General features: G+C 66.9%; 26 protein-coding genes and 1 riboswitch. Of the genes, 9 read left to right on the top strand and 17 right to left on the bottom strand.

All coding sequences use genetic code 11. From position 1 onward, the window contains the following. Positions 1-4: 4 nt before the first annotated feature. From ACP694_RS12145 to ACP694_RS12170, 6 genes are all read right to left on the bottom strand, one after another. Entirely contained in the window at positions 5-889 is an 885-nt protein-coding gene (locus ACP694_RS12145; protein ID WP_426012727.1) for a polyprenyl synthetase family protein, read from the bottom strand. Then, on the bottom strand, positions 886-1,236 hold the full coding sequence (locus ACP694_RS12150) for a tRNA-binding protein (protein WP_426012729.1): 351 nt from the start codon (positions 1,234-1,236) through the stop codon (positions 886-888). The genes ACP694_RS12145 and ACP694_RS12150 overlap by 4 nt, the downstream gene beginning before the upstream one ends. Then, complete coding sequence (locus ACP694_RS12155; RefSeq protein ID WP_056761797.1) at positions 1,236-1,478, bottom strand: exodeoxyribonuclease VII small subunit; 243 nt, start codon at positions 1,476-1,478, stop codon at positions 1,236-1,238. The genes ACP694_RS12150 and ACP694_RS12155 overlap by 1 nt, the downstream gene beginning before the upstream one ends. Positions 1,479-1,598: 120 nt before the next feature. Beyond that, positions 1,599-2,213 carry a histidine phosphatase family protein gene (locus ACP694_RS12160; protein WP_426012731.1) on the bottom strand — a complete coding sequence of 205 codons (615 nt, stop codon included), beginning with the start codon at positions 2,211-2,213 and terminating at the stop codon, positions 1,599-1,601. Between the two features lie 47 nt (positions 2,214-2,260). Continuing rightward, positions 2,261-3,181 (bottom strand): histone deacetylase family protein, encoded by a 921-nt coding sequence (locus ACP694_RS12165; protein ID WP_426012732.1) that lies wholly within the window; start codon positions 3,179-3,181, stop codon positions 2,261-2,263. Positions 3,182-3,183: 2 nt separating this feature from the next. After that, a complete protein-coding gene (locus ACP694_RS12170; RefSeq protein ID WP_426012734.1) occupies positions 3,184-3,531 on the bottom strand; it encodes a winged helix-turn-helix transcriptional regulator in 348 nt (115 codons plus the stop codon). Positions 3,532-3,650: 119 nt separating this feature from the next. Here ACP694_RS12170 and ACP694_RS12175 point away from each other — a divergent pair, with 119 nt between their 5' ends. From ACP694_RS12175 to ACP694_RS12195, 5 genes are all read left to right on the top strand, one after another. After that, on the top strand, positions 3,651-4,658 hold the full coding sequence (locus ACP694_RS12175; protein ID WP_426012735.1) for a zinc-binding alcohol dehydrogenase family protein: 1,008 nt from the start codon (positions 3,651-3,653) through the stop codon (positions 4,656-4,658). Positions 4,659-4,691: 33 nt separating this feature from the next. After that, entirely contained in the window at positions 4,692-5,207 is a 516-nt protein-coding gene (locus ACP694_RS12180) for a GNAT family N-acetyltransferase (RefSeq protein ID WP_426012737.1), read from the top strand. Positions 5,208-5,536: 329 nt separating this feature from the next. Beyond that, positions 5,537-6,715 carry a vWA domain-containing protein gene (locus tag ACP694_RS12185; protein ID WP_426012739.1) on the top strand — a complete coding sequence of 393 codons (1,179 nt, stop codon included), beginning with the start codon at positions 5,537-5,539 and terminating at the stop codon, positions 6,713-6,715. A 363-nt stretch (positions 6,716-7,078) separates the two neighbouring features. Continuing rightward, on the top strand, positions 7,079-7,510 hold the full coding sequence (locus ACP694_RS12190; protein ID WP_426012741.1) for a DUF1810 domain-containing protein: 432 nt from the start codon (positions 7,079-7,081) through the stop codon (positions 7,508-7,510). Positions 7,511-7,654: 144 nt separating this feature from the next. Continuing rightward, positions 7,655-8,317 carry a TetR/AcrR family transcriptional regulator gene (locus tag ACP694_RS12195; RefSeq protein ID WP_426012742.1) on the top strand — a complete coding sequence of 221 codons (663 nt, stop codon included), beginning with the start codon at positions 7,655-7,657 and terminating at the stop codon, positions 8,315-8,317. On the opposite strand, the gene ACP694_RS12200 is transcribed toward ACP694_RS12195, so the two are convergent. Then, on the bottom strand, positions 8,314-9,792 hold the full coding sequence (locus ACP694_RS12200) for a UdgX family uracil-DNA binding protein (protein WP_426012744.1): 1,479 nt from the start codon (positions 9,790-9,792) through the stop codon (positions 8,314-8,316). The genes ACP694_RS12195 and ACP694_RS12200 overlap by 4 nt on opposite strands. After that, positions 9,792-11,018: a putative DNA modification/repair radical SAM protein gene (locus ACP694_RS12205; RefSeq protein ID WP_426012745.1), complete on the bottom strand. Its 1,227-nt coding sequence runs from the start codon at positions 11,016-11,018 to the stop codon at positions 9,792-9,794. Before ACP694_RS12205 ends, ACP694_RS12200 begins: the two co-directional genes overlap by 1 nt. A gap of 91 nt (positions 11,019-11,109) precedes the next feature. Here ACP694_RS12205 and ACP694_RS12210 point away from each other — a divergent pair, with 91 nt between their 5' ends. Next, entirely contained in the window at positions 11,110-11,988 is an 879-nt protein-coding gene (locus ACP694_RS12210) for a transglutaminase family protein (protein WP_426012747.1), read from the top strand. A gap of 447 nt (positions 11,989-12,435) precedes the next feature. On the opposite strand, the gene ACP694_RS12215 is transcribed toward ACP694_RS12210, so the two are convergent. After that, positions 12,436-12,789, bottom strand: a complete 354-nt coding sequence (locus ACP694_RS12215; protein WP_426012749.1) for a DUF1428 domain-containing protein — start codon at positions 12,787-12,789, stop codon at positions 12,436-12,438. Positions 12,790-12,839: 50 nt separating this feature from the next. Continuing rightward, entirely contained in the window at positions 12,840-13,142 is a 303-nt protein-coding gene (locus ACP694_RS12220) for a UvrB/UvrC motif-containing protein (RefSeq protein ID WP_426012750.1), read from the bottom strand. A 76-nt stretch (positions 13,143-13,218) separates the two neighbouring features. On the opposite strand from ACP694_RS12220, the gene ACP694_RS12225 reads away from it, so the two are divergent. After that, complete coding sequence (locus ACP694_RS12225) at positions 13,219-14,688, top strand: MFS transporter (protein WP_426012752.1); 1,470 nt, start codon at positions 13,219-13,221, stop codon at positions 14,686-14,688. Here the strand turns inward: ACP694_RS12225 and ACP694_RS12230 are convergent. The 5 genes from ACP694_RS12230 to ACP694_RS12250 all read right to left on the bottom strand — a co-directional run bounded on the left by ACP694_RS12230 (position 14,685) and on the right by ACP694_RS12250 (position 19,243). Next, positions 14,685-15,194, bottom strand: a complete 510-nt coding sequence (locus ACP694_RS12230; protein WP_426012753.1) for a hypothetical protein — start codon at positions 15,192-15,194, stop codon at positions 14,685-14,687. The genes ACP694_RS12225 and ACP694_RS12230 overlap by 4 nt on opposite strands. A 2-nt stretch (positions 15,195-15,196) precedes the next feature. Next, positions 15,197-17,056 (bottom strand): phosphomethylpyrimidine synthase ThiC, encoded by a 1,860-nt coding sequence (gene thiC / locus ACP694_RS12235; RefSeq protein ID WP_426012755.1) that lies wholly within the window; start codon positions 17,054-17,056, stop codon positions 15,197-15,199. A 71-nt stretch (positions 17,057-17,127) separates the two neighbouring features. Continuing rightward, a riboswitch (TPP riboswitch) is annotated at positions 17,128-17,233 on the bottom strand. Between the two features lie 150 nt (positions 17,234-17,383). Continuing rightward, the gene (gene ypfJ / locus ACP694_RS12240) at positions 17,384-18,232 is read right to left on the bottom strand and encodes a KPN_02809 family neutral zinc metallopeptidase (protein WP_426012757.1); all 849 of its coding nucleotides are present in this window, start codon (positions 18,230-18,232) and stop codon (positions 17,384-17,386) included. Positions 18,233-18,252: 20 nt separating this feature from the next. Continuing rightward, entirely contained in the window at positions 18,253-18,639 is a 387-nt protein-coding gene (locus ACP694_RS12245) for a hypothetical protein (protein WP_426012758.1), read from the bottom strand. A 49-nt stretch (positions 18,640-18,688) separates the two neighbouring features. Then, positions 18,689-19,243: a tetratricopeptide repeat protein gene (locus ACP694_RS12250; protein WP_426012760.1), complete on the bottom strand. Its 555-nt coding sequence runs from the start codon at positions 19,241-19,243 to the stop codon at positions 18,689-18,691. Positions 19,244-19,422: 179 nt separating this feature from the next. Between ACP694_RS12250 and ACP694_RS12255 the strand changes: the two genes are divergently transcribed. Together ACP694_RS12255 and ACP694_RS12260 are read left to right on the top strand one after the other, a co-directional pair. Beyond that, positions 19,423-20,424 (top strand): D-cysteine desulfhydrase, encoded by a 1,002-nt coding sequence (locus ACP694_RS12255; RefSeq protein WP_426012762.1) that lies wholly within the window; start codon positions 19,423-19,425, stop codon positions 20,422-20,424. Continuing rightward, positions 20,417-21,088, top strand: coding sequence for an aspartate/glutamate racemase family protein (locus ACP694_RS12260; RefSeq protein WP_426012764.1), 672 nt, complete (start codon positions 20,417-20,419; stop codon positions 21,086-21,088). The genes ACP694_RS12255 and ACP694_RS12260 overlap by 8 nt, the downstream gene beginning before the upstream one ends. A gap of 3 nt (positions 21,089-21,091) precedes the next feature. Here ACP694_RS12260 and ACP694_RS12265 read toward each other — a convergent pair whose 3' ends face one another. Together ACP694_RS12265 and ACP694_RS12270 are read right to left on the bottom strand one after the other, a co-directional pair. Then, the gene (locus ACP694_RS12265) at positions 21,092-21,292 is read right to left on the bottom strand and encodes a hypothetical protein (RefSeq protein ID WP_426012766.1); all 201 of its coding nucleotides are present in this window, start codon (positions 21,290-21,292) and stop codon (positions 21,092-21,094) included. A 123-nt stretch (positions 21,293-21,415) separates the two neighbouring features. Further along, the gene (locus ACP694_RS12270; RefSeq protein WP_426012767.1) at positions 21,416-22,666 is read right to left on the bottom strand and encodes an IMCp domain-containing protein; all 1,251 of its coding nucleotides are present in this window, start codon (positions 22,664-22,666) and stop codon (positions 21,416-21,418) included. Positions 22,667-22,699 lie beyond the last annotated feature (33 nt).

Raw genomic sequence — 22,699 nt, forward strand, 5'->3', positions numbered from 1 at the left:
GCGGTCAGTTGCGTCGGTCCAGCACGAAATCCACGCTGCGGCGTAGATGATCGGCTCGTTCGCCGAATATATCGAGATGTGACTTGGTTTGCACGGCCAACAGGTTGACCCGCTCCTTGGCCGCGTCGAGGCCCAGCAGCGTGACATAGTTGGCCTTGCCCTTGGCGTCGTCCTTGCCGCCGGCCGCCTTGCCCAGCACAGCCTCGTCGCCCTCGACGTCGAGAATGTCGTCGACGATCTGGTAGGCCAGGCCGAGGTCCTGGGCAAATCCCATCAGGGCCGAGCGCTCTTCCGGCTTGGCCCGGGCGATGATCAGCGGAATCTCGAAGGCAAACGCGATCAGGGCGCCGGTTTTCAGGCGCTGCATGCGGGCCACGGCCCCCAGGTCGTCGCGGACGCCCAGCAGGTCGATCATCTGGCCGCCGCACATGCCTTTGGCGCCCGAGGCGATGGCCAGCTTGCGCACCAGCTCAGAGCGCACATTGCCATCGTCGTGAGTGTCGGGGTGGGCCATGATCTCAAAGGCCGCAGTCTGTAGCGCGTCGCCGGCCAGGATGGCCGTGGCCTCGTCGTACTGGATATGCACGGTTGGACGGCCGCGACGCATGTCGTCATCGTCCATGGCCGGCAGGTCGTCATGCACCAGGCTGTAGGCGTGGATACATTCCAGCGCGCAGGCCGCCCGCAGCACCGGTCGCTCGGGCAGGTCGAACATCTTGCCGGTTTCCAGGGCGAAGAATGGCCGCAGCCGTTTGCCAGGACCCAGGGCCGCATAGCGCATGGCCTCGGTCAGCCGGCTTTCCGGGCCCTCGGCGCGCGGCAACAGCTCGTCCAGCGCCACGGTGACGATATCGGCAGCTTGGACGATGCGCTTCTCGAGGTCGATCAAAACAGTTTTCCCCCGTTGGGAACGTCACGGTCCACATCGACCAGCACCACCCCGCCCTCGGCGTCGGGGAAGCCCAGGCACAGGACCTCCGACTTCATGGGTCCGATCTGGCGCGGCGGAAAATTGACCACGGCGGCCACCCGGCGGCCGACCAGCTCGTCCAGCTGGTAGTGCTTGGTGACCTGGGCCGAGGACTTCTTGATCCCGATCGCGGGACCAAAATCGATAGTCAGCTTGTAGGCCGGCTTGCGCGCCTCCGGAAATGGCGCGGCCTCGATGATCGTGCCGATGCGAATATCGACGCGCTCGAAATCCTCATAGCCGATCTGGGGAGAGGCCTGACCCATCAGTTGAACTCGGCCGCCTCGGCGGTCACGGCCCCGCCTTGGCCGAGCACGATCTTTTCGACCTTCAGGCGAGCGGCTTCCAGCTTCTTCTCGCAATGGGCCTTCAGCGCAGCGCCATCTTCGTAGATCTCGATCGAGCGCTCGAGCTCGGCCTTGCCGGACTCCAGCTCGCCGACGATCTGCTCCAGCCTGGCCAAGGCCTGCTCGAAGCTCATGCCTTCAAGATCTTGCGGACTGATCATTTCTACTCCGGGGCGAACCGGCGCACCCTAGTGGCGGGGCGCCGCTCGGGCAACGCCGTTGGCTCGGCATTTGGTGAACGAAGTTCAGGGGATGGACGCGGCTGACGCTCTGACGGGCGCCTAGACCCGCTCGAAGCGCTTCACGCACCAGTATTTGAACCCCTGGTCCAGGGTCTTCTTTAGGCCGCGCTTCTGCAGGGACAAGCCGATCATGGTGTTGAAGAAGCCATGGGCGATCAGCAACACTTCCTGGCCGTTCTCGGACAGGCCGATCAGCAGGTCGGCGGCCTGGTCTGCGCGGGTGTCGGCTTCGGCGCGGCTCTCCTGGCCGGCATGGTGATCGAAGAACCACCACCAGAAACGGGCGAAAAAGCCCCAGTTCTTGGGCGACATGCGGATCCAGGGCGGCCAGGGCGGCGGCGGCAGCGGAGCCTCGATGAACAGCGGATCGCGCGCGAACACCCTGCCGGCGGCGACCGCGTCAGCGGTCTCGATCGAGCGGCGGCGGGTCGAGGCGACGATGACGCCGGCCCGCTGGGCGGTGGTCAGCAGCGAGGCGGGCGGCGTCTGGCCGGGCAACAAGCCGCCCTCCTCGTAGCGCGCCCACCATTCGCCATAGGCCGGAGCGTTGAAGCGGATCTTGCGCGACAGGGCCGGTTCGCCGTGACGAGCCAGCGTGATGGCGCCGGGCCGGACAGCCGGGAAAAGGTGGTCGGCGCTGGGTTCGTCGGCCATAGATTCTGGAAGCTCGACTTCGCGCCGTGCGCGAATCCCTGAGCCCTTCACCCCTCCTGCAACGCTTTGACATGGGCGGCCGCCGAGCGGCCGAGCGCTTCTAGGTCGTAGCCGCCCTCGAGCGAGGAAACAATACGCCCGCCGCATCGGCGGTTGGCCACCGAGACGATCGCCCGGGTCGCCCAGGCGAAATCCTCGGCCTCCAGGCTTTGCTGGGCCAAGGGGTCGCGGACATGGGCGTCGAAGCCGGCCGACACCAGGATCAGGTCCGGCGCGAAGCCATCGACCTGATCCATCAGCCCCTCGAAGCCGTAGCGCCAGGCTTCTCGAGGCGCATGGGGCGGCACGATGGCGTTGGCGACATTGCCGACTCCGGTCTCCGCCGGATCGCCGGTGCCCGGATAGAGCGGCGACTGGTGGATCGAGGCGAAGAAAACCGAGGCGTCGTTCTCGAACGCGGCCTGGGTGCCGTTACCGTGGTGAACGTCGAAATCGACGATGGCCACGCGCTTCAGGCCCGAGGCCTGGGCCACGCGAGCGGCCACGGCGATGTTGGAGAACACGCAAAAGCCCATCGCGGCGTCCGGCTCTGCATGGTGCCCCGGCGGGCGAACGGCGCAGAAGGCCCGGGTGCGTTGGCCCGCCGCCACGGCCCGCACGGCGGCGGCAACCGCCCCGGCCGCCCGGCGCGCGGCCTTCAGGCTGCCGGTCGACAGGATGGTGTCAGGGTCCAGGGCCCGGGTCCCGCCATGCGGAGCGGCGGCCAGGATGGTCTCGATGTAGTCCTGCGGATGCACCAGGGCCAGATCGGCCAGATCGACCAGCGGGGCCTCGAAGATCTCCAGGTCCAGCCCGCCGTCGTCCTCCAGCGCGTCGATCACCGCCCGCAGGCGCTCTGGTCGTTCGGCATGGCCGTCGCCGGGCCGATGGTCGAGCATGTCGGCATGGGTGTGAAGCGCCACCTCCATGATCAGCCCACCTTGCGCGACGTGAAGACGACCGGCGGACTGGCCAACAGGTTGGCGTCGCCCCAGGCCTTGAGGGCCACGATCACCGGCTCCAGACTGCGGCCGCGCGCCGACAGGGCGTAGTCGACGCGTGGCGGGACCTGGGCGTGAACGGTGCGGACAATCAGACCGTCGCGCTCCAGCTCCCGCAATTGCTTGGTCAACATCCGCTGGGTCACAGCGCCCAGTCGCCGCCCCAGGGCGCTGAACCTCAGCCCGCCGCTCAGCAGGTGGTAGAGGATGACGCCCTTCCACTTGCCGTCGATCAGACCCAGCGTCGCCTCGACGCCGCACTCCTTCGGATCGTCCACGGCTCGCTCCTTGGTATCCCGATGGATACTACGTACAGAAAAAGTCCGTACTTGCGAAGTTGGCTGCGGCAAGCGATCTCGTGCGGCGCGGCGGCGCCGCAATTTCGGAGACACTGCCCATGAAGATCGTTGGCTTCCGCGAGCCCTTGCCTCTCACCGAGCCGAGCGCCTTGCTGGATCTTGAGGCCGCCGAGCCGACGGCGACGGGCCACGACCTTCTGGTCCGCATCAAGGCGGTTTCGGTGAACCCGGTCGACACCAAGGTCCGCAGTAGCGCCGAGCCGCCGGCCGGCGAGCCCCGGATCCTCGGCTTTGACGCGGCCGGTGTCGTCGTGGCTGTCGGCGAGGCCGTCACGCTGTTCGCGCCCGGCGACGAGGTCTTCTACGCCGGCGCTATCGGCCGGCCGGGCTCGAACGCCGAGTTGCAGGTTGTCGACGAGCGTATCGTCGGCCGCAAGCCAGCAAGCCTAGGCTTCGCCGAGGCGGCGGCCATGCCCCTGACCTTCATCACCGCCTGGGAGATGCTGTTCGACCGGTTCGACGTAGCCCGTGACGGCGGTGAGGGCCAGACCCTGGTGATCATCGGCGGGGCCGGCGGGGTGGGGTCGGCGATGATCCAACTGGCGCGCAAGCTGACCCAACTGACAGTGGTCGCCAGCGCCTCGCGCGGCGAGACCCGCCAATGGGTCGGCGAGCTCGGCGCGCATCAAATCTTCGACCATTCGCAGCCCCTGGCCGACGAACTGGCCCGGTTGGGCGCCACCGACCCGGCCTATATCGCCTGCCTGACCCATAGCGCCGAGCATTTCCCGGCCGTCACCGCGGCCATTGGCCTGCAGGGCAAGATCGGCATCATCGAGGCCGACGGACCGATCGACATTCGCCCGTTGCATTACAAGAGCGCCTCGATCCATTGGGAATTCATGTTCGCCCGACCGCAAGGCACGCCGGACATGATCGCCCAGCACCATCTGCTCAATGCCGTGGCCGACCTGGTCGATCAGGGCGTGTTGCGCACCACCCTGACCGCCGTGGTCGGCAAGATCCGCGCCGCCGACCTGATCGAGGCCCATCGTCAGGTGGAAGGCGGCCGGGTCATCGGCAAGCTGGTGCTCGAGGGCTTCTAGACGATCGGCGCGCGCGGCGGCTATGTCTCGGCCATGAGCCTCGACATCCGCCGCGCCACGCCCGCCGACGCCGACACCCTGTCCTCGCTGGGGGCCCGCACCTTCAGCGAAACCTTCGGCCATCTCTACCCGTCCGAGGACCTGGAGACCTTCCTGGCCTATGCCTACGGCCTGGAACGCACCCGGCGAGACCTGGCCGATCCAGCGAAGGCGAGCTGGCTGCTGGAGGACGAGGACGGCGAGGCCATCGGCTACGCCACCGCCGGACCCTGCGGCCTGCCCCATGCGAAGGCCTCGGCCGAGCACGGGGAATTGCACCGGCTCTATGTGCTGAAGGCCATGCAGGGTGGAGGCCGAGGGTCACTGCTCCTGACCACCGCGCTCGACTGGCTGGTGAAGGCCGGTCCTCGCCCACTGTGGATCGGCGTTTTCTCGGAGAACCTGGGCGCGCAGAAGCTTTATGCGCGGCTGGGGTTCGAGAAGGTCGGGGAATATCGCTTCCCGGTCGGCGAGACGCAGGACCTGGAGTTCATCCTGAGACGGGGGTGAAAACCCAATTCCTCCCCCCATGGGGCATGGCAATCGCAGATGAGCGCGAGACGACTTCCCCCTTCCCCCTTTGATGGGCGAAGGGCCGGGGATAGGGGTGAAAGACTGTCCGGACGGGGGCGCGCAAGGACGAATATCTCGGGCGCCTTGCCTGCGAAACCGCAGCATCACCCCCACGCCCGCCCCTCCCCCATCAAGGGGGAGCGAGAAAAAGTCAGCTCCAAACCATATGCGATAGACCTGCCCACAAGGCCCATAGGGGGAGGACCTGTTGCCTTGGCCGCCCGAACCCGCCATCCTTCGAACAACCGTTCGAAAGCACGCCTGCCATGTTCCTCCGCTTCTTTTCCGAGCTCCGCGCCGCCAAGGTGCCGGTCTCCCTGCGCGAGTACCTCCTGTTGATGGAGGCGCTGGACAAGGACGTCATCGATCGCCGCATCGAGGACTTCTATTTCCTGTCGCGGGCCAGCCTGGTGAAGGACGAGAAGAACCTCGACAAGTTCGACCGAGTGTTCGGCCATGTGTTCAAGGGGCTTGAAACGGTCGAAGACGGCCTGACAGCCGACATCCCGGCCGAGTGGCTAAAGGCCCTGACCGAAAAGTTCCTGACCGACGAAGAGAAGGCCCAGATCGAGGCCATGGGCGGCTTCGACAAGCTGATGGAGACCCTGCAGGAGCGCCTGAAGGAACAGAAGGAGCGCCACGAGGGCGGCTCAAAATGGATCGGCTCGGGCGGCACCTCTCCCTTCGGAAACAACGGCTACAACCCCGAGGGCGTCCGCATCGGCCAAGACAAGAGCCGGCACGGCAAGGCGGTTAAGGTCTGGGACAAGCGCGAATACAAGAACCTCGACGACAGCGTCGAACTGGGCACCCGCAACATCAAGGTCGCCCTGCGCCGCCTGCGCAAGTTCGCCCGCCAAGGCGCGCAGGAGGAGCTGGACCTCAACGGCACGATCCGCGGCACAGCGGAAAAGGGCTATCTCGACATCCAGATGCGCCCCGAGCGGCGCAACACCATCAAGGTTCTGTTGTTCTTCGACATCGGCGGTTCGATGGACGGCCATATCAAGCTCTGCGAGGAGCTGTTTTCCGCCGCCAAGACCGAGTTCAAGCACCTGGAATTCTTCTATTTCCACAACTGCCTGTACGAGGCCGTCTGGAAGGACAATCGCCGCCGCCAAGCCGAGAAGACCCCGACCTTCGAGGTGCTCAACAAGTTCCCCCACGACTACAAGGTGATCTTCGTCGGGGACGCCACCATGAGCCCCTACGAGATCACCTATCCGGGCGGCAGCGTCGAGCATTGGAACGAAGAGGCGGGGGCCATCTGGATGACCCGCCTGACCGACATCTACCAGAGCGCCGTCTGGCTGAACCCGACGCCCGAGCGGCACTGGGACTACACCCAGTCGATTGGGGTGATGAAGCAGTTGATGAACAACCGGATGTTCCCCCTGACCATCGACGGCCTGGACAAGGCGATGCGGGAACTGGTGCGAGGCTAGTCGGCCTGGTCCGGCTCGCACGCCGCTTCGGGCCTGGCCAGATCGTTCAGGAGTACTTGGCGGCTTCGAGGTCGTGGAGGCGGCGGTCGACCGGGCAGCGCGGCCTGGGTTTGCGGTCTTCGGGCATGGACGTCGGCTCCTTCCAAAGCCTCCCCCTGGGTAAGGTGGTCGCGCAGCGACCGGTGAGGGGTCTCTCGGACCTGTCCGGACAAGGCTTTCGACCCCTCATCCGACCTGCTTCGCAGGCCACCTTCTCCCGCAAGGGGGAGAAGGAAACTCCGGCAGCAACCCGCCCCCAACAGTCCTTCCCGACGTCCGCTTGTGAACAGTCTCGAGCCCTCTGGCGTTGCCCATGGCAAGCCCTTGCAACGGCGGCGAACCATCAACGATCCGCACGACCTCGACCGCTTCGTGACCGCCCAGGCGTCGACCTATGACACCGCCTTGGCTGAGCTTCGCCGCGGCCGCAAGGCTAGCCACTGGATGTGGTTCATCTTCCCGCAGGTGGCCGGACTCGGCTTCAGCGCCACCTCGCAACGCTACGCTATCGGCTCGCTTGACGAGGCCCGGGCCTATCTGGACCATCCGGTGTTGGGCCCGCGCCTGGTCAGGGCCGTCGAGGCCGTCAACGCGGTGGAGGGCCGCGCCCACACCATCTTCGGCGCGCCCGACGACATCAAGTTTCAGTCCAGCCTGACGCTGTTCGAACAGGCCGCGTCCACCCCAGAGGTTTTCGCGGCGGCCCTGTCGCACTATTACAACGGCCAGCGCGACACCCGCTCCCTGGCCCTGTAGGATCGCGGCCGCAGCCGATAAGGCGGGCGCCCGTCACTTTCCTCCGCCCACCGCCCATCTTGACGCTTGCGCCAATTTCGAACGGCCGTAAGACTTCCCCGCAGGTAAAGGGGGATACCGTCAGTGAGTCCGAAGAGCGAGGCCGTGGCCGCTGCCCAAGCGCCCGAGGCCGACATCGAGAGCATCGACAACGAGGCCGTCACCAAGAACCTGGTGTTCGTGGCCGCCGAGCGTCTGTTCGCGCTGCACGGCTTCCAGAACGTGTCGGTGCGCGACATCACCGCGGCGGCGGGGGTGAACCTGGCCTCGGTGAACTATCATTTTGGCTCCAAGGACGCTCTGATCTACGAGATCTTCCGTCGCCGCACGGTCGAGCTGAACCGCGAACGGGCCAAGAAGCTGCACGAGGCCATCGACCGCCACGCGGGTTCGCCCCCGGTGCGCGAAATCCTGGCCGCTCTTCTGACCCCGCCGCTGACGTGGCTGGCGCCCGACCATGAGCGCCGCATCTCGTTGCAGTTCCTGATCCGGGCCCGCAGCGAGGGCACCGATGAGATCCGCAAGGTGCTGCAGACCGACGTCACCCACCTGCGCCGCTTCTCCGACGCCCTGCTGAAGGCGCGTCCAGACTTGCCGGCCGAGCAGATCTACTGGCGGCTGCACTTCACCCTGGGCATGCTGCACAACAACCGCTTCGCTGAGTTCGACCGCCTGAACGTACTGTCGGAAGGCACGACCAGCGAGGCCGACGTCGAAGCGCTGCTCTCCCGCATGCTGGCCTTCGCCGAAGCGGGCTTCGCGGCCTAGGACTCTTCTGTCGCCAGCGTCCAGGCCTGCTTCAAGTCCTCGACCAGCTGTGCATAGGCGCGAGCCTTGGCGTCGGGGTCGGGCACGCGCAGCAGGTAGGAGGGATGCCAGCTGACCAGGCCCTGGCCGCCGTCGCTCAGCGGTTGGGGTTGGCCCCGGCTCTGGCCGATCGGCACGGCCTTGCCGAACACCGCCAGTCCGGCCGTCGCGCCCAAGGCGAGGATCACCTTGGGTGCTACCAGCCGGCGCTCGGCGTCGAGCCACCAACGGCAAGCCTGGACCTCGCCCCGGTCGGGGGTCTTGTGGATCCGCCGCTTGCCGCGCGGCTCGTGCTTGAAATGCTTGACGGCGTTGGTGACGAAGGTCTGGGCGCGAACGACGCCGGCCTCGGCCATGGCCTTGGCCAAAAGCTGGCCGGCGGGACCAACGAAGGGCGCGCCCTGCAAATCCTCCTGGTCGCCCGGCTGCTCGCCGACGATCATCAGATTGGCCCCTCTTCCACTCAGGAGGGCCGGCCCGACGCCCGGCACGCCCTGGGTGGCGTCGCGCCACAGGTCGCAGCGGCGGCAGACCTGCACCCCGGCGGCCACCTCTTCCAGGTTCACCAGGTTGCTCTCGCCGTAAGAGCCATCGCGGCTATGGCGCAAGGCGGCCTTGAGCACCCGTTCCGAGGGCTTGGTCGGTTGGGCGGTGACCATCAGATCGGTCCGGTTCTGGGCTTGCTCGATCAGCTGCGGAATGAGCGCCGCCTCCGGCAGGTTCCGCCAATAGCGCTTGGGCATCTCCTGTTTCATCATCACCGGGTTCAGCCGGGCCGGGTTGAAGATCGAGGCGTAATAGGTGCGCCACATCTCCTCCTGGGCATCCTGCGACGGCGCGTCGGCCGGATCGGCGCCGGGCGACATCGTCAGGAAGCTGCGGTCCCAGTGGACGCAGGCGTCGGGGGTCAGGATCGACCAATTCATGTTGGCGAACCGCCGGGCGAAGAACGGCGACGCCGCCTCGGTGACCCGGTGGGCAGGCTCGAACCAGGCGACGAAGGTCTCGGGCGTCACGTCCTCCACCAGGCGGAAGCGGACGAAGGCGTGCATCTTGTGGATCGCCCGGCCCACGTTCTTGGCCATGTCGCGGGCCTTGGCGACATTGGCGTCGGCGGGGTTGTCCAGCAGCTTGGGCTGGGCCTCAAGGCGGTGGAGGATGCGGTAGAGCAGCGACAGGCGCTCGGGCGAGCGGTGAAGGATGACAGTCTTGGCGAGATCGACGAAGGCGGCGGGGACCTTAAGAATTCTTCCCTCTCCTATTTCAGGCGCCCTTCCCTCCCCTTTATGGGGAGGGAAAGAACCGGCGCCCTCAAACAGGTCCCGCTCCACCGTCCACACGACCGCCTCCGGCGCCACGCCTTCGGCCCGCAGCGCCCGGGCCGCGTCGCGCCAGCCGTCGAAATCGATCTCGGACTCCAGCCGCACGACCCGCATCAGAACAGGCTCAGCTGCTGTGGCTCGACCAGCGACGCCCGCAGGCCCGCGCCGTCCGTGGCGGCTCCTGGCGTCCAGTCGGCGGTGACGATGAACGGCTTGGCGCGCTTGACCGAACCGCAGACGCGCTTGACGTCTTCCAGGGTGAGCCGCGTCTGGATCCGGGCCAGCAGGATGCGGTCGACCCCCTTGGTCCCCAGGCCCGGCGTGCGCAGTAGGGTCTCGCGATCGGCGGTGTTGACGTCCACCGGGAAGTCGCCCCGGTTTCGCAGGGCCCAGGCGGTCTTGGGGTCCATGGTCAGATCCAGGTCCTCGCCCGGCGCGACGATCTCGCCCTGGCTAAAACCGTAGAACCGCATCAGCCAGTCGGCTTGATAGAGCCGGTGCTCGCGCACCAGCGGCGGGCGGATCAACGGCAGGCGGGCGCTGCTGTCGGCCATAGGGCTGAAGGCCGAATAGTAGACGCGCTTAAGCTGGTAGGAGCCATACAGCGCCGCGCTGCGGGCCAAGATGTCGCCGTCCTTGGTGGCGTCGGCGCCGATGATCAGCTGGGTCGACTGGCCGGTGGCGAACTTGCGAGGCTTGGCGCGCCCGACCTTGACGGGCTCGTTGCGATCCTCGATGGCCAGCCGCATGCGGCCCATGGCCTTCTTGATGCCGGCTGCGTCCTTCTCCGGCGCCAAGGCCGCCAAGCTCTCGTCCAGCGGCAGCTCGACATTGATCGACACCCGGTCGGCATACAGCCCCGCCTCAGCCGCCAACTCCGGCGAGGCCTCGGGGATCAGTTTCAGGTGGATATAGCCGCGGAAGTCATGGTCCAGCCGCAGGCTCTTGGCCACCCGCACCATCTCTTCCATCGTGTAATCGCCGGTGCGGATCACCCCCGACGACAGGAACAGCCCCTCGATATAGTTGCGCTTGTAGAAGTTCAGGGTGAGGTCGACGACCTCCTTCACCGTGAATCGCGCCCGGGTGACATTGGACGACACCCGGTTGACGCAGTAGGCGCAGTCATAGATGCAGAAGTTAGTCAGCAGGATCTTGAGCAGGCTGATGCACCGCCCGTCCGGCGCGTAGGCGTGGCAGATGCCCATCCCCTCCGTCGAGCCAACGCCCTTGCCGTCCGTCGAGTTTCGCTTCTGGGCGCCCGACGAGGCGCAGGAAGCGTCGTACTTCGCCGCGTCGGAGAGGATGGCGAGCTTGCGTTTCAGATCGAGGATAGCCATTCCCCTATCCTATTGTTCTTATTTTGTTCTGTCGACTGCGATCACCTGGCTGTGACGGAACGAAGCGGGTTTCCTCGGGTTATTTTGGCCCATGGCGCGGCTCGGCATCCTTCATGAAACGCGGTACGCCTACGCCCGGCCGGTCGGGTTCGGGGCTCACCGGCTGCTGATCCGGCCGCGCGACAGCCATGCCATCCGCATCGTCAAGGCGTCGCTGCAAACCTCCCTGCCCGGCGAGACCCGCTGGACCTACGACGCCGTTGGCAACTGCGTCTGCTGGTTCACCCCGCGTGGCGAGGCCGACGGCTTGACCATCACCAGCCGCCTGATCATCGACCGCTTTCCCGCGCCCCTCACATCGTTGCAGATCGACGATCCTCACACCATCTCGCCCATCGTCTATTCGCGCGAGGACCGGGCGGTGCTGAACCCGTTCATCACCCCGGCCACCGACGACGACGACCGCTTGCTGCTGCGCTGGCTGCGCCAGCAGATGGAACGGCCCGACGAGCCGGCGATCGACTTCCTGCTGCGGATGAACCGCACGATCCACGACCACTTTACCTATCAAGCCCGGCCCGAGGCCGGTACGCAAGCGCCCGCCGAGACCATCAGCCTGGGCAGCGGCACTTGCCGCGACTTCGCCTGGCTGATGGTCGAGGCCTTGCGCCGGCTAGGCTATGCTGCGGTGTTCGCCACGGGCTACATCTATAGCGGACCAAGCTCGGCCCTGCGGGGCGCGGGCGCCACCCACGCCTGGTGCGAGGTCTTCCTTCCCGGCCTGGGCTGGACCGAGTTCGACCCTACCAACGGCCTGGCGGAGTCGCCGGACCTCATTCTGGTGGCCCATACCCGCACCCCCAGCGAGGCCAAGCCGATCTCGGGCACCATCCTGGACGATCCGGGCGAGGCCAAGCTGAACGTGTCGGTCGAGGTGCGACTGTTGGATGGCCTCAGCGCGGCGGCCTGAAGACAAGAAAAACACAAGGGAGGACCGATATGATCAAGTCTTTCGAACACCAGGCTAGAGCATTTTCGAGCGAAGTGGTTCCGGTTCGCTTGAAGAAAAATGCGTTAAAACAGAAGATTAGAGCTCACGGCCTGACGCAGTCAGGTTGGGAAATGCTCTAGCGCGACTCTGGCTCAGATTGAATCGGCATTCAAAATCTTCCGTCTCCCCGGCGAAGGCCGGGGCCCAGGTGAAACCACGAGAGGCTCTGGATCAATCTGGCTCCCGGCCTTCGCCGGGAAGACGGGGAATAGGAGCGATGCATCTGTGTAAACCAAACGCGCTCTAAGCTGAGCGGCGCCCACCTGCCCTATCCCGTCGCCAAGCCCCAGCACGGCCAGAAGCCGGACGCCGACTGCCTGAAGATCCCGGGACGACGCACGTTCGATCCCCGCCCCGGGCGTTGAGTCACAGTTCCAGGAACGCCTCGAAGCCACCGAAGATCATCCGTTTGCCGTCGAACGGCATGTTTGCCATGTAGCCCTTCAGGCGCTCGTCGGCCATCACCTTGGCCATGATCTCGTCGCGGGCGGCCTTGTCGCGATAGGTGATCCACGAGAACACCACGACCTCGTCCTCGCTGGCCTGCACCGCGCGCGGGAACGAGGTGACCTCGCCGTAGGGCACGTCATCACCGAAGCACTCGACGTAGGACAGGGCCCCGTATTCCATCCAGACCTGGCCGCCGAGGCGAGCCATTTCCTTGTAAGCCTCGATCTTGGCCTTGGGGACCGCGATCACGAAACCGTCGACATAAGACATGACGTTCTCCTTTGCTGTGTTGACCAAGGACGTGCGAGGCGGGGTCGCTCCTACTTCAACCGCCGACCGCCCTTCGAGTGCCCCGCCGTCATCGGATCCGGCTTCTTGGGCGGGATCCAGCCCTCCGGCGGCACATAGCTCGACTGGTTGGTGCCCAGTCCCATCTTTCCCGGCTCCTGGCGCTTCAGGTAGGAGGCCTGGGGCGCGCCGGCCTCCGGTTGCTCCATCACCCGCAGGTCGCGGCGGATCAGGTCGATGCGATCGCGCAGGGCAGCGGCGGTTTCGAAGTCCTCGGCCGCGACAGCCTGGGCCATCTCCGCCTCCAGCTCGGACAGGTGGGTTTGGGACGGCATCGCGGGCTCCGGCGGCGGTTCACGACCATAACGCGCCAGGCTTGAGATCGGCGAACGCCAAGCGTAAGCCCTAGCCGTGTCTTTCGTGCAGCCCGAAGCGCCCGTTCGCGGGACCCGCCTGATCTCCCTAGCCGTCGCCAGCGCGCTGCTGATGGAGTTCATCGACTCCACCGCCCTGTCGACCGCCCTGCCTACCCTGGCCCGGGCCTTCAGCGTCGACCCCATCCACCTGAAGCTGGCCCTGACCTCCTACATCCTGGCCCTGGCGGTGTTCACCCCGGCCAGCGGCTGGGCGGCGGAGCGGTTCGGGGCGCGGCGGGTGTTCATGACCGCCATGGTGGTGTTCCTGGCCGGCTCGGCCCTGTGCGGCCTGTCGCGCAGCCTGGAAACCCTGGTCGCCTCGCGGATCGTCCAGGGAATCGGTGGGGCGATGATGACGCCGGTGGCGCGGCTGATCGTTGTCGGTGCGACCCCCAAGGACAAGCTGATCAAGGCCATGGGCTGGTTCACCATGCCGGCCCTGATCGGCCCGCTGGTCGGCCCGCCCCTGGCCGGCCTGGTGCTGAGCGTCGCCGCCTGGCCGTGGATCTTCTACCTGAATGTCCCCATCGGCCTGCTGGGCATGACGGCGGTGATGCGCTTCGTGCCCAAGAGCCAACCCCAGGAGATGGGCCGCTTCGACTGGCTGGGCTTCACCCTGTCGGCCGTGGCGATCAGCGGCCTGGTGGTGGTGGCCGAGACGGCGGGACTGTCGTTGTTGCCGCTGTGGGGCGTGGCGCTGGTGCTAGCCTTGGCGATCGGATCGGGCTGGCTCTACCTGCGCAAGGCCAAGGTGACGCCCAAGCCGATCCTCGACCTGGGCTTGCTCAAATATCGCACCTTCCGCGCCAGCCTGGTGGGCGGGGCCTTCGTGCGGCTGGGCATCGGGGCCAGCCCGTTCCTGATGCCGCTGCTGCTGCAGGTAGCCCTGGGTTGGAGCCCCCTGAAGGCCAGCATGGTGACCTTAGGGACGGGCGTCGGCGTACTAATCGCCCGCCCGTTCGCCGCCGCCGGCCTGAAGCGCTTCGGCTTCCGCACCTCGCTGGCGGTGTTCGTCACCGCGACCGCGATTCTGACCGCCGCGCCGGGCTTCTTTCGGCCTGAGACGCCGATGCTGCTGATGGCTGGAACCCTGTTCCTTGGCGGCTTCGCGCGCTCCAACCAGTTCATCGCCGCCAACACCATCGCCTATGCCGACGTGCCCCAGGCCCAGATCGCCGCGGCCTCAACCCTGTCGGCGGTCGCCCAGCAGGTGGGCCTGGCCCTTGGCGTCAGCTTCGGCGGCCTGATGCTGCACCTGGCCCGCGGCCACGGCGCCCACCTGACGCCCGAGCGCTTCGTCTGGCCCTATATGGCGATCGGGGTGGTGACCCTGCTGGCTCTGCCCGTCTATCTGCGGCTGGACCGGGACGCGGGCTCGGAACTCAGCGGGCGGGCGCGGACGGTGGGGCCGCTTACTGATTTGGCCCCAACGCCCGCCCATCCCGACCGTTCTTCGCTCGACTAGGGACGGACGCTATATCCGTCCGTTGGCGCGATCCACAGCACGGTGGTCGTCATCGCAGGCGCCGGCTGTCCATCGAGCGTGGCCGAAGCCGACATCGCCCCATTTCCCTGCAGATAGTAGGTGCAGATTTCCTTGCCGAGAATGGGGGCCATGGCTGCCAAAAGCTGCTCGCGCACCTTGGCGGATACAGCCGGATCGGCCGTCTTCCCGCCCACAAAAACCTCCGCGTCATGGAAATCCGAGAACTGGCCGCAAACCGCGCCCGATTTCACGATCACCGGTTCCGCCGTCTTCAGTGTCACCACTGGCGACGACGCGATCAGCACCTCGGCAGTGTTGATGATGGTCCCGTCGGCCTTAAAGACATAGCCGGCGAGGGACTGGCAGGTCTTGGCCGACAGGTTGGGCGCATAGCACTGCTGCATCCCCTTTCGCGCCAGCGCCAAGGGGTCGGCGTCGGCCGAGGCGGCGGCCTGAACCGCCGCCGTCAGGATCAAGGCCAACATCCCTAAACCTCCGTCTTCAGATAGATCTCAGACCCCTGTTCCCGGAACTTGTCGCTCATCTCGGCCATGCCCTGCTCGATGGAGTTCGGCGCTAGTCCCGCCGCGAATTCGCGGACTTCGTGGCTGATCTTCATCGAGCAGAACTTGGGACCGCACATCGAGCAGAAGTGCGCGGTCTTGTGCGCCTCCTTGGGCAGGGTCTCGTCGTGGAAGGCCCGGGCGGTCTCGGGGTCAAGGCCCAGGTTGAACTGATCCTCCCAGCGGAACTCGAACCGCGCCCGGCTGATGGCGTCGTCCCACATGGCCGCGCCGGGGTGACCCTTGGCCAGGTCGGCGGCGTGGGCGGCCAGCTTGTAGGTGATGACGCCGGTCTTGACGTCGTCGCGGTCGGGCAGGCCCAGGTGCTCCTTGGGCGTCACGTAGCAGAGCATGGCCGTGCCGAACCAGCCGATCATCGCCGCCCCGATCGCCGAGGTGATGTGGTCGTAGCCAGGGGCGATGTCGGTGGTCAACGGGCCGAGCGTGTAGAAGGGGGCCTCGTGGCAGTGCTTGAGCTGCTCATCCATGTTGGCCTTGATCTTGTGCATGGCCACGTGGCCCGGCCCTTCGATCATCACCTGCACGCCGTGCTTCCAGGCCACCTTGGTCAGTTCGCCCAGGGTGCGCAGCTCGGCGAACTGGGCCTCGTCATTGGCGTCGGCGGTCGAGCCTGGACGCAGGCCGTCGCCTAGCGAGAACGACACGTCATAGCTGCGCATGATCTCGCAGATGTCCTCGAACCGCTCGTAGAGGAAGTTCTCCTTGTGGTGGGCCAGGCACCACTTGGCCATGATCGAGCCGCCGCGCGAGACGATGCCCGTCACCCTCTTCGCCGTCAGCGGGATGAAGGGGAGCCTGACGCCGGCGTGGATGGTGAAATAGTCCACCCCCTGCTCGGCCTGTTCGATCAGGGTGTCGCGGAAGACTTCCCAGTTGAGGTCCTCGGCCACGCCGTTGACCTTTTCCAGCGCCTGATAGATCGGCACCGTGCCGATCGGCACGCTGCTGTTGCGGATGATCCAGTCGCGGATGTTGTGGATGTTGCGGCCGGTCGACAGGTCCATCACCGTGTCGGCGCCCCAGCGGGTGGCCCAGACCAGCTTGTCGACCTCGTCGGCGACGGTGCTGAGCACCGCTGAATTGCCGATATTGGCGTTGATCTTGACCAGGAAATTGCGGCCGATCGCCATCGGCTCCAGCTCGCCGTGGTTGATATTAGCCGGAATGATGGCCCGGCCGCGCGCCACTTCCTGCCGGACGAACTCGGGCGTCACGAAGTCGGGGATCGACGCGCCGAAGTCCTCGCCATCGCGTACGCAAGGCCGGTCCTGCTCGCGGCGCAGGTTCTCGCGGATGGCGACATATTCCATCTCGGCGGTAATAATCCCGGCCTGGGCGTATTCCAGCTGGGTGACCTTCTGGCCGGCGCGACCCTTGAAGATCGGCCGCTTGGCCATGAACTGCGGGGCCAGGTGCTTGCCCTGGGCGAAGCCGTTGTCCTCGGGCTTCACCTCGCGGGGGTTGAGCACCAGGTCGCAGTCGCCTCGGGCGATGACCCACGGCTCGCGCGAGCGTTCCAGGCCCTTCTCGATGTCGATCACCGCATGGGGGTCAGTGTAGGGGCCCGACGGGTCATAGATGGTGACCGGCGGCTCGTTGGCGCTGGGGTGGACGGCCACCTCGCGGAATGGCACCCGGATGTCGGGAAACAGGCTGCCGGCCTGGTAGACCTTGCGGCTGCCAGGGCGCTCGCCCGTCGGGATCGCGCCGCCAATCTTTTCCTTAAGAAGGGGGGCGTCTTTGATGGGCAGTTGAATATTCATGGTCGGGCGCTCCTCAAGCGTTAAGGAGACCCGGACGTGTCGCGCTAAGTCGGTGTGCGAGCTTGGTTTTCGCCAAGACCGCGTTCCCTCCCTTCGCCGGCATGACCCGGATCAGGTTCGACGGGTCAGGGCTTACGCCCAATCTCAGCCGCGCAAGCGACCCCCCGGTGAACAGGGGGACACTAGGCCGGTTGACGCGGGGGTCAAGGGCGGCCGTGCGTCCTTCGAGGCCCGCTGCGCGGGCACCTCAGGATGAGGAGCTCTGTGGCTCTGAAGTCCTCATCGTGAGATGCGAGGCGGAGCCGGGCCTCGAAGGACGCAACGCGCCTAGAGCGTTCCCGCCGAGAACGTGTCGCAGGCGCCGGGATCACCGGCGTCATAGCCCTTGCCGAACCACTTCATGCGCTGGGCCGAGGAGCCGTGGGTGAAGCTGTCGGGCATCACCCGTCCCTGGGTCTGTTCCTGGATGGCGTCGTCGCCGACCGCCGCGGCCGCGCCCAGGCCGTCCTCGATGTCGGCGCGGTTGATGGCGATCTTGCCGCCCGAGGCTTCCGGCGCGTGCTTGGCCCAGACGCCGGCATAGCAGTCGGCCTGAAGCTCCAGACGCACCGAGCCGCTCTCCGCGCCGCGCGCGCCCATGCGCTGGGCCTGGTCGGAAGCGCCGGTCAGGGTCTGGACGTGGTGGCCGATCTCGTGGCTGATCACATAGGCACGGGCGAACTCGCCCTTGGCGCCGAACCGTGTCTCAAGCTCCTTCCAGAAGGCCAGGTCCAGATAGACCTTGTGGTCGGCGGGGCAATAGAACGGCCCCATGGCTGATTGGCCCGTGCCGCAGCCGGTGGCCGTGGACTGGTCATAGAGCACCACCGCCTCGGGCGGCGTGTACTTGATATTGTGCCGCGCCAGGACCGGACCCCAGACGTCATCGTTGGAGGTCTCGACCACGTCGATGAACTGGCCTTCCTGGTCCGTCACCTGGCCGCGAGCGCCCTCCTGGGCGGCCGGCTGCTGAGCGCCATTGACGGCGTTCATCGTCGTTTCCGGCGGCACGCCGAACACGAAATAGCCAATGATCGCCAGCACCACCGCGCCAATGCCGCCGCCGGCCACGCCGACCGGCCCCAGACCGCGACGGTCCTCGATATTGCCCGAGCGGCGTCCCCCACCCCATTCCATGCGATCGTTCTCCGTGTTGATTATTGAGCAGGCCTGATGGCGCTCAGGCGGGCGCTGTTCTGCGCCAAGCGGGCGTCGGTCAAGCGGTCCATGCGCTCGGCCTGGGCGGCATAGTCGTCGGCCGAGGCTCCGCGCGGTGGAGCAGCCGGCAGGGTCGGGCGCAGGCTGGGCGAAACCGGCGTGGTTGGCGTCAGCGCCAGGTCGCGCAGGGTCAGCTGGGTGGAAAAACGGCCCTGGGCGGCGGCGGCTTCGCGCTGCGCGCCCAAGGCGTTCTGTTGGGCGATATCCTGTTGCTGCACGATGAGGTTCTGATCGCGCAAGGTCCGCAGGTCGACCTGCGCCAGGGCCGGGCCGCCGACGGCCAAGGCCGCCATCGCGGTCGTCGCCCAAAATCGAGCCTTGCTCATCTCGCGCTCCAGTTTCGAGGTCCCGATCGTGGCGCGCAAGGCGTCGTGGTCAAGGTCGCTTGACGGTGAAACGCGCCAACTCCTTTTTCGGCGCATCCCAGGCGGGATCAAGTTCCAACGCCTTGGAATAGTCGCGGTAGGCGGCCGTGACGTCGCCGAGGTTCTCATGGGCGATGGCGCGATTGTAATACGCCTTTTCCGGATCCTTGACCCCCAGGGCCAGGCCTTGGTCGATCTGGCTCAAGCCCTCATCATAGCGCTGGGTTCCGACGAAGGCCGCGCCGCGATTGACGAAGGCCTCGCCCAGGTTCGGATCGATCCTGGAAGCGGAGTCGAAATCACTGACAGCGCCGTTGAAGTCCCGCTGGCGCATGTAGAGCACGCCGCGATTGACATAGGTGCGGGCCCTGTCTCGGAAGTTCAGGGTCTCGATGTCCAACGCAACGGTGCAGGTGGTGACCGAAGCCTTGTCGGCGCGGCCGTTGAGCGCGGCGTTGGAACAGTCCTTGGCCGCGCCGCCGCCGATGATCAGGGTCGAGGCGTGGGCGGTTCCGGCGGCAAGGACCGCAGCGGCGACAAGGACGGTGGACCGGATCGAACTCATGGCGTTCCTCCCAAAGGCGCGCGGCCTTCTGGCGAGGGCGCGGCGGGGGGCCGTCGCGTGCCCGACTTCACGAGGAAGCCACGCCGGGCCGTGCTTTTCTGCGCCCGACCATAGCACGACTGCGCGCGAGGCTGTAGGTGGATCGACGACCGCCGGTTCCCTCAGCAGAGACGCCTCGCATGCACCTGGCCCGCTTCCCCCGCGCCCGTTTCGCCCACCTGCCCACGCCGCTGGAGCCCCTGCCCCGCCTGGGCGCCGAGCTCGGCGTCGACCTGTGGGTCAAGCGCGACGACTGCACCGGCCTGGCCGGCGGCGGCAACAAGACCCGCAAGCTGGAGTTCCTGCTCGGCGAGGCCCTGGCCCAGGGCGCCGACACCCTGGTCACCCAGGGCGCGGTGCAGTCCAACCACGTGCGCCAGACCATCGCCGCCGGCGCGCGCCTTGGCCTGAAGAGCGAGATCATCCTGGAGGAGCGCACAGGCTCCAAGGCGTCGGACTACGTCGGCAACGGCAACGTCCTGCTCGACCGGCTCATGGGCGCTTCGATCCGCTTCGTGCCGGGCGGGACCGACATGGTGGCCGAGCTGGAGGCCTCGGCCGAGGCAGTGCGTCAGCGCGGCGGCAAGCCCTATGTCATCCCCGGCGGCGGCTCCAATACGGTCGGCGCCCTGGGCTATGTCGACTGCGCCCGCGAGTTGGTGGTCCAGGCCGACGCGATGGACCTGAAGATCGATCGCCTGGTCACAGCCACCGGCAGTGCCGGCACCCATGCGGGCCTGGTGGCCGGTTTCGCGGCGCTCAGCGTGGACGTCCCCATCCTTGGCTTTGGCGTCCGCGCGCCCAAGGCCAGGCAGGAGGAGAACGTCTTCAACCTGGCCGTCGCCACCGCCGAGACAATCGGCGCAGCGGGCCGGGTGACGCGCGAAATGGTGGTGGCCGACTGCGACTATGTCGGCGCCGGCTATGGCCTCATCGACCAGGGCGTCATCGACGCCCTGACCCTGGCGGCCCGCACCGAGGGCCTGCTGCTGGACCCGGTCTATTCCGGCAAGGCGATGAAGGGCCTGATCGACCAGGCCCGCAAGGGCGCGTTCGCGGGCGAGCGGGTGGTCTTCCTGCACACCGGCGGCGCCCAGGGGTTGTTCGGGTACCAGAGCGAGATGGAGGCGGCGCTTGTCTAAGACCCTGGGCGTCCTCGGCGGCATGGGCCCCGCCGCCACGCTGGACTTCCTGGCCAAGCTGCAGGCCGCAACGCCGGTCAACCGCGAGCAGGATCACCTGCGGGTGCTGGTCGATATCAACCCCAAGGTTCCCGACCGCAACAACAGCGACGACGCCGCCGGCCCGGTGCTGGCCGAAATGGCCGTGGGCCTGCGCGACGCCGGCGCCCAGGTGCTGGCCATCGCCTGTAACACCGCCCATGCCTATGCGGCCGAGGTGAAGGCCAGCGGCCTGCCCCTGGTCGATCTGATCGAGACTGCCGGGCTCGCCGCCCAGGCCGCGGGGGCCGAGCGGGTCGGCGTGCTGGGCACAAACGGCGCCCTGGCCCTCTATCGCCGCACTTTTTCGCATCAGGCGCTGGAGGCCGTGACCCTGGACGATCACGAGCAGGTGGAGTTCATGGCCCTGCTCTATCGCGTCAAACACGGCGACCTGGGTCCCGACAGCCGCGAAACCATGGCCTCCCTAGCCCACCGCTTGGTCGGCAAGGGCGCGCAGGTCGTCGTCGCGGGCTGCACGGAAGTGCCTTTGGTAATGGGCGCGGCCGATCTGAGCGTGCCGTTCATCGACGCGACGGAGGCCTTGGCCAAACGCTGCGTCGCGGTGTGCCTGGCCGCTGATTAGGCGCTATTCGCCGTCGAGATGGGCGAAGCTGCGAGCCTCGGCCTTGATGGCCACCTGGGCGCGGACTCCCTCGTCAAAGAGCGCGCTGGCATAGTCGAGGGCGGCCTTATAGGCGGCCTCCTGGTTTGAATGGCGCGACAGCACCTGGCCTTCGCGTTCGACCGCCCAGTCGAACGGTTTGGTGACAACCAGGATCGAATCCATGGCCTACTCCTGATCGCCGGCCCCAACGCCGTAATGATCCCCCTACGGACCATTGATGCCCGATTCCGCCACCGCGCCTATGCAGAGCAGTACAGTTTGCGCGCGAAGGCGCTACTTTCGGCCTTAATGGCCGCAACAGCCGCCTTGGCCGCCGGTCGAGCCTCCAGTCGAGCCGCCGCCGTGGCCGTCGCCATGCCCGCCGCCGCCGTAGCGGCCGCCGCCTGACACCGAGACGCTGGACGACGCGCTACCGCTGGCGCTGCTGCTGGCCGAGGCGCTGGTCCCGCCGCCCGACCAAGCGCGGCCGCCGCCATAGGCCCCGCCACCGTAGGACTGGCCGCCGCGACCGCGAGTCGCGCCATAAGCCAGGGCCGCGCCGGTGGCCAGGCCGGCGCCATAGGCCGAGCCGCCGCCGTAGGATTGGCCGCCGCCATAGCCGGACTGGTACCGGCCGTCATAGGCTTGGCCGCCGTAGGCTTGGCCGCCATAGTTGGACTGGTCGTAGCTATGGTCGCCATAGGCCTGACCGCCGTAGCTGGACTGGCCGCCGACCCAGCCGCCGCCGAGCCCGGTACGGGCCGTTGTGCCGCCGTAATAGTAGCCGCCGCCGGCGAGCGCGCCGCCCTGGTCGCTATAGCCGCCACTCTCGCTGTAGCGTTCCGAGCTGGACTCGTAGGTCTGTTCCGAGCGCTCAAAGCCCTGGGCGACCTGGCCATAGGTCTGCCCGCGATCCCGATAGCCACGATCATCATGGGCGCGGTCATCGTCGCAGTCGCAGCCGGGACGCACGACCGTCTGCTGACGATCGACATAGACCGGACGATCGATCGGCACTTCCACGCGGCGCTCGATGATGCGATCGACGGGGCGGTCCACATAGACAGGACGATCCACGGGCACTTCGACGCGCTTTTCGACGACGCGCACCACGGGCACCTCGACCCGCTTCTCGATGACTCGATCGACGGGACGGTCCACATAGACCAGGCGGTCCACGGGCACTTCCACCCGCTTCTCGATGATGCGATCGACCGGGCGATCGACATAGACGGGACGGTCGACTGGCCTTTCGACGATCTTGACGACCGGAACCTCGACCCGCTTCTCGACGATGCGGTCTACCGGGCGATCGACATAGACGGGACGGTCAACGGGCACTTCGACCCGCCTTTCAATATAGACCGGGCGCTCGACGACCTTGACCCGGGCGGACGGCCGGGGCGCGGGCTTGCGAGCGGGCGCCGGCTTGGGCGCGGGCCGGGTGATGGGTGTGACGTGCGCGGGATAGCCGTCGGCCAAGGCGGCCGAGGCCGGCGCCAAGGCGGCGAACGTCAAGCTCGCGGCTCCGACCAGAAGGATTGTCTTCGGGTTCATACTCAACGCCTTTTTTCCGACCAAGCCGCCACG

Source organism: Caulobacter sp. DWR2-3-1b2, from assembly GCF_049896345.1.
Taxonomy (GTDB): domain Bacteria; phylum Pseudomonadota; class Alphaproteobacteria; order Caulobacterales; family Caulobacteraceae; genus Caulobacter.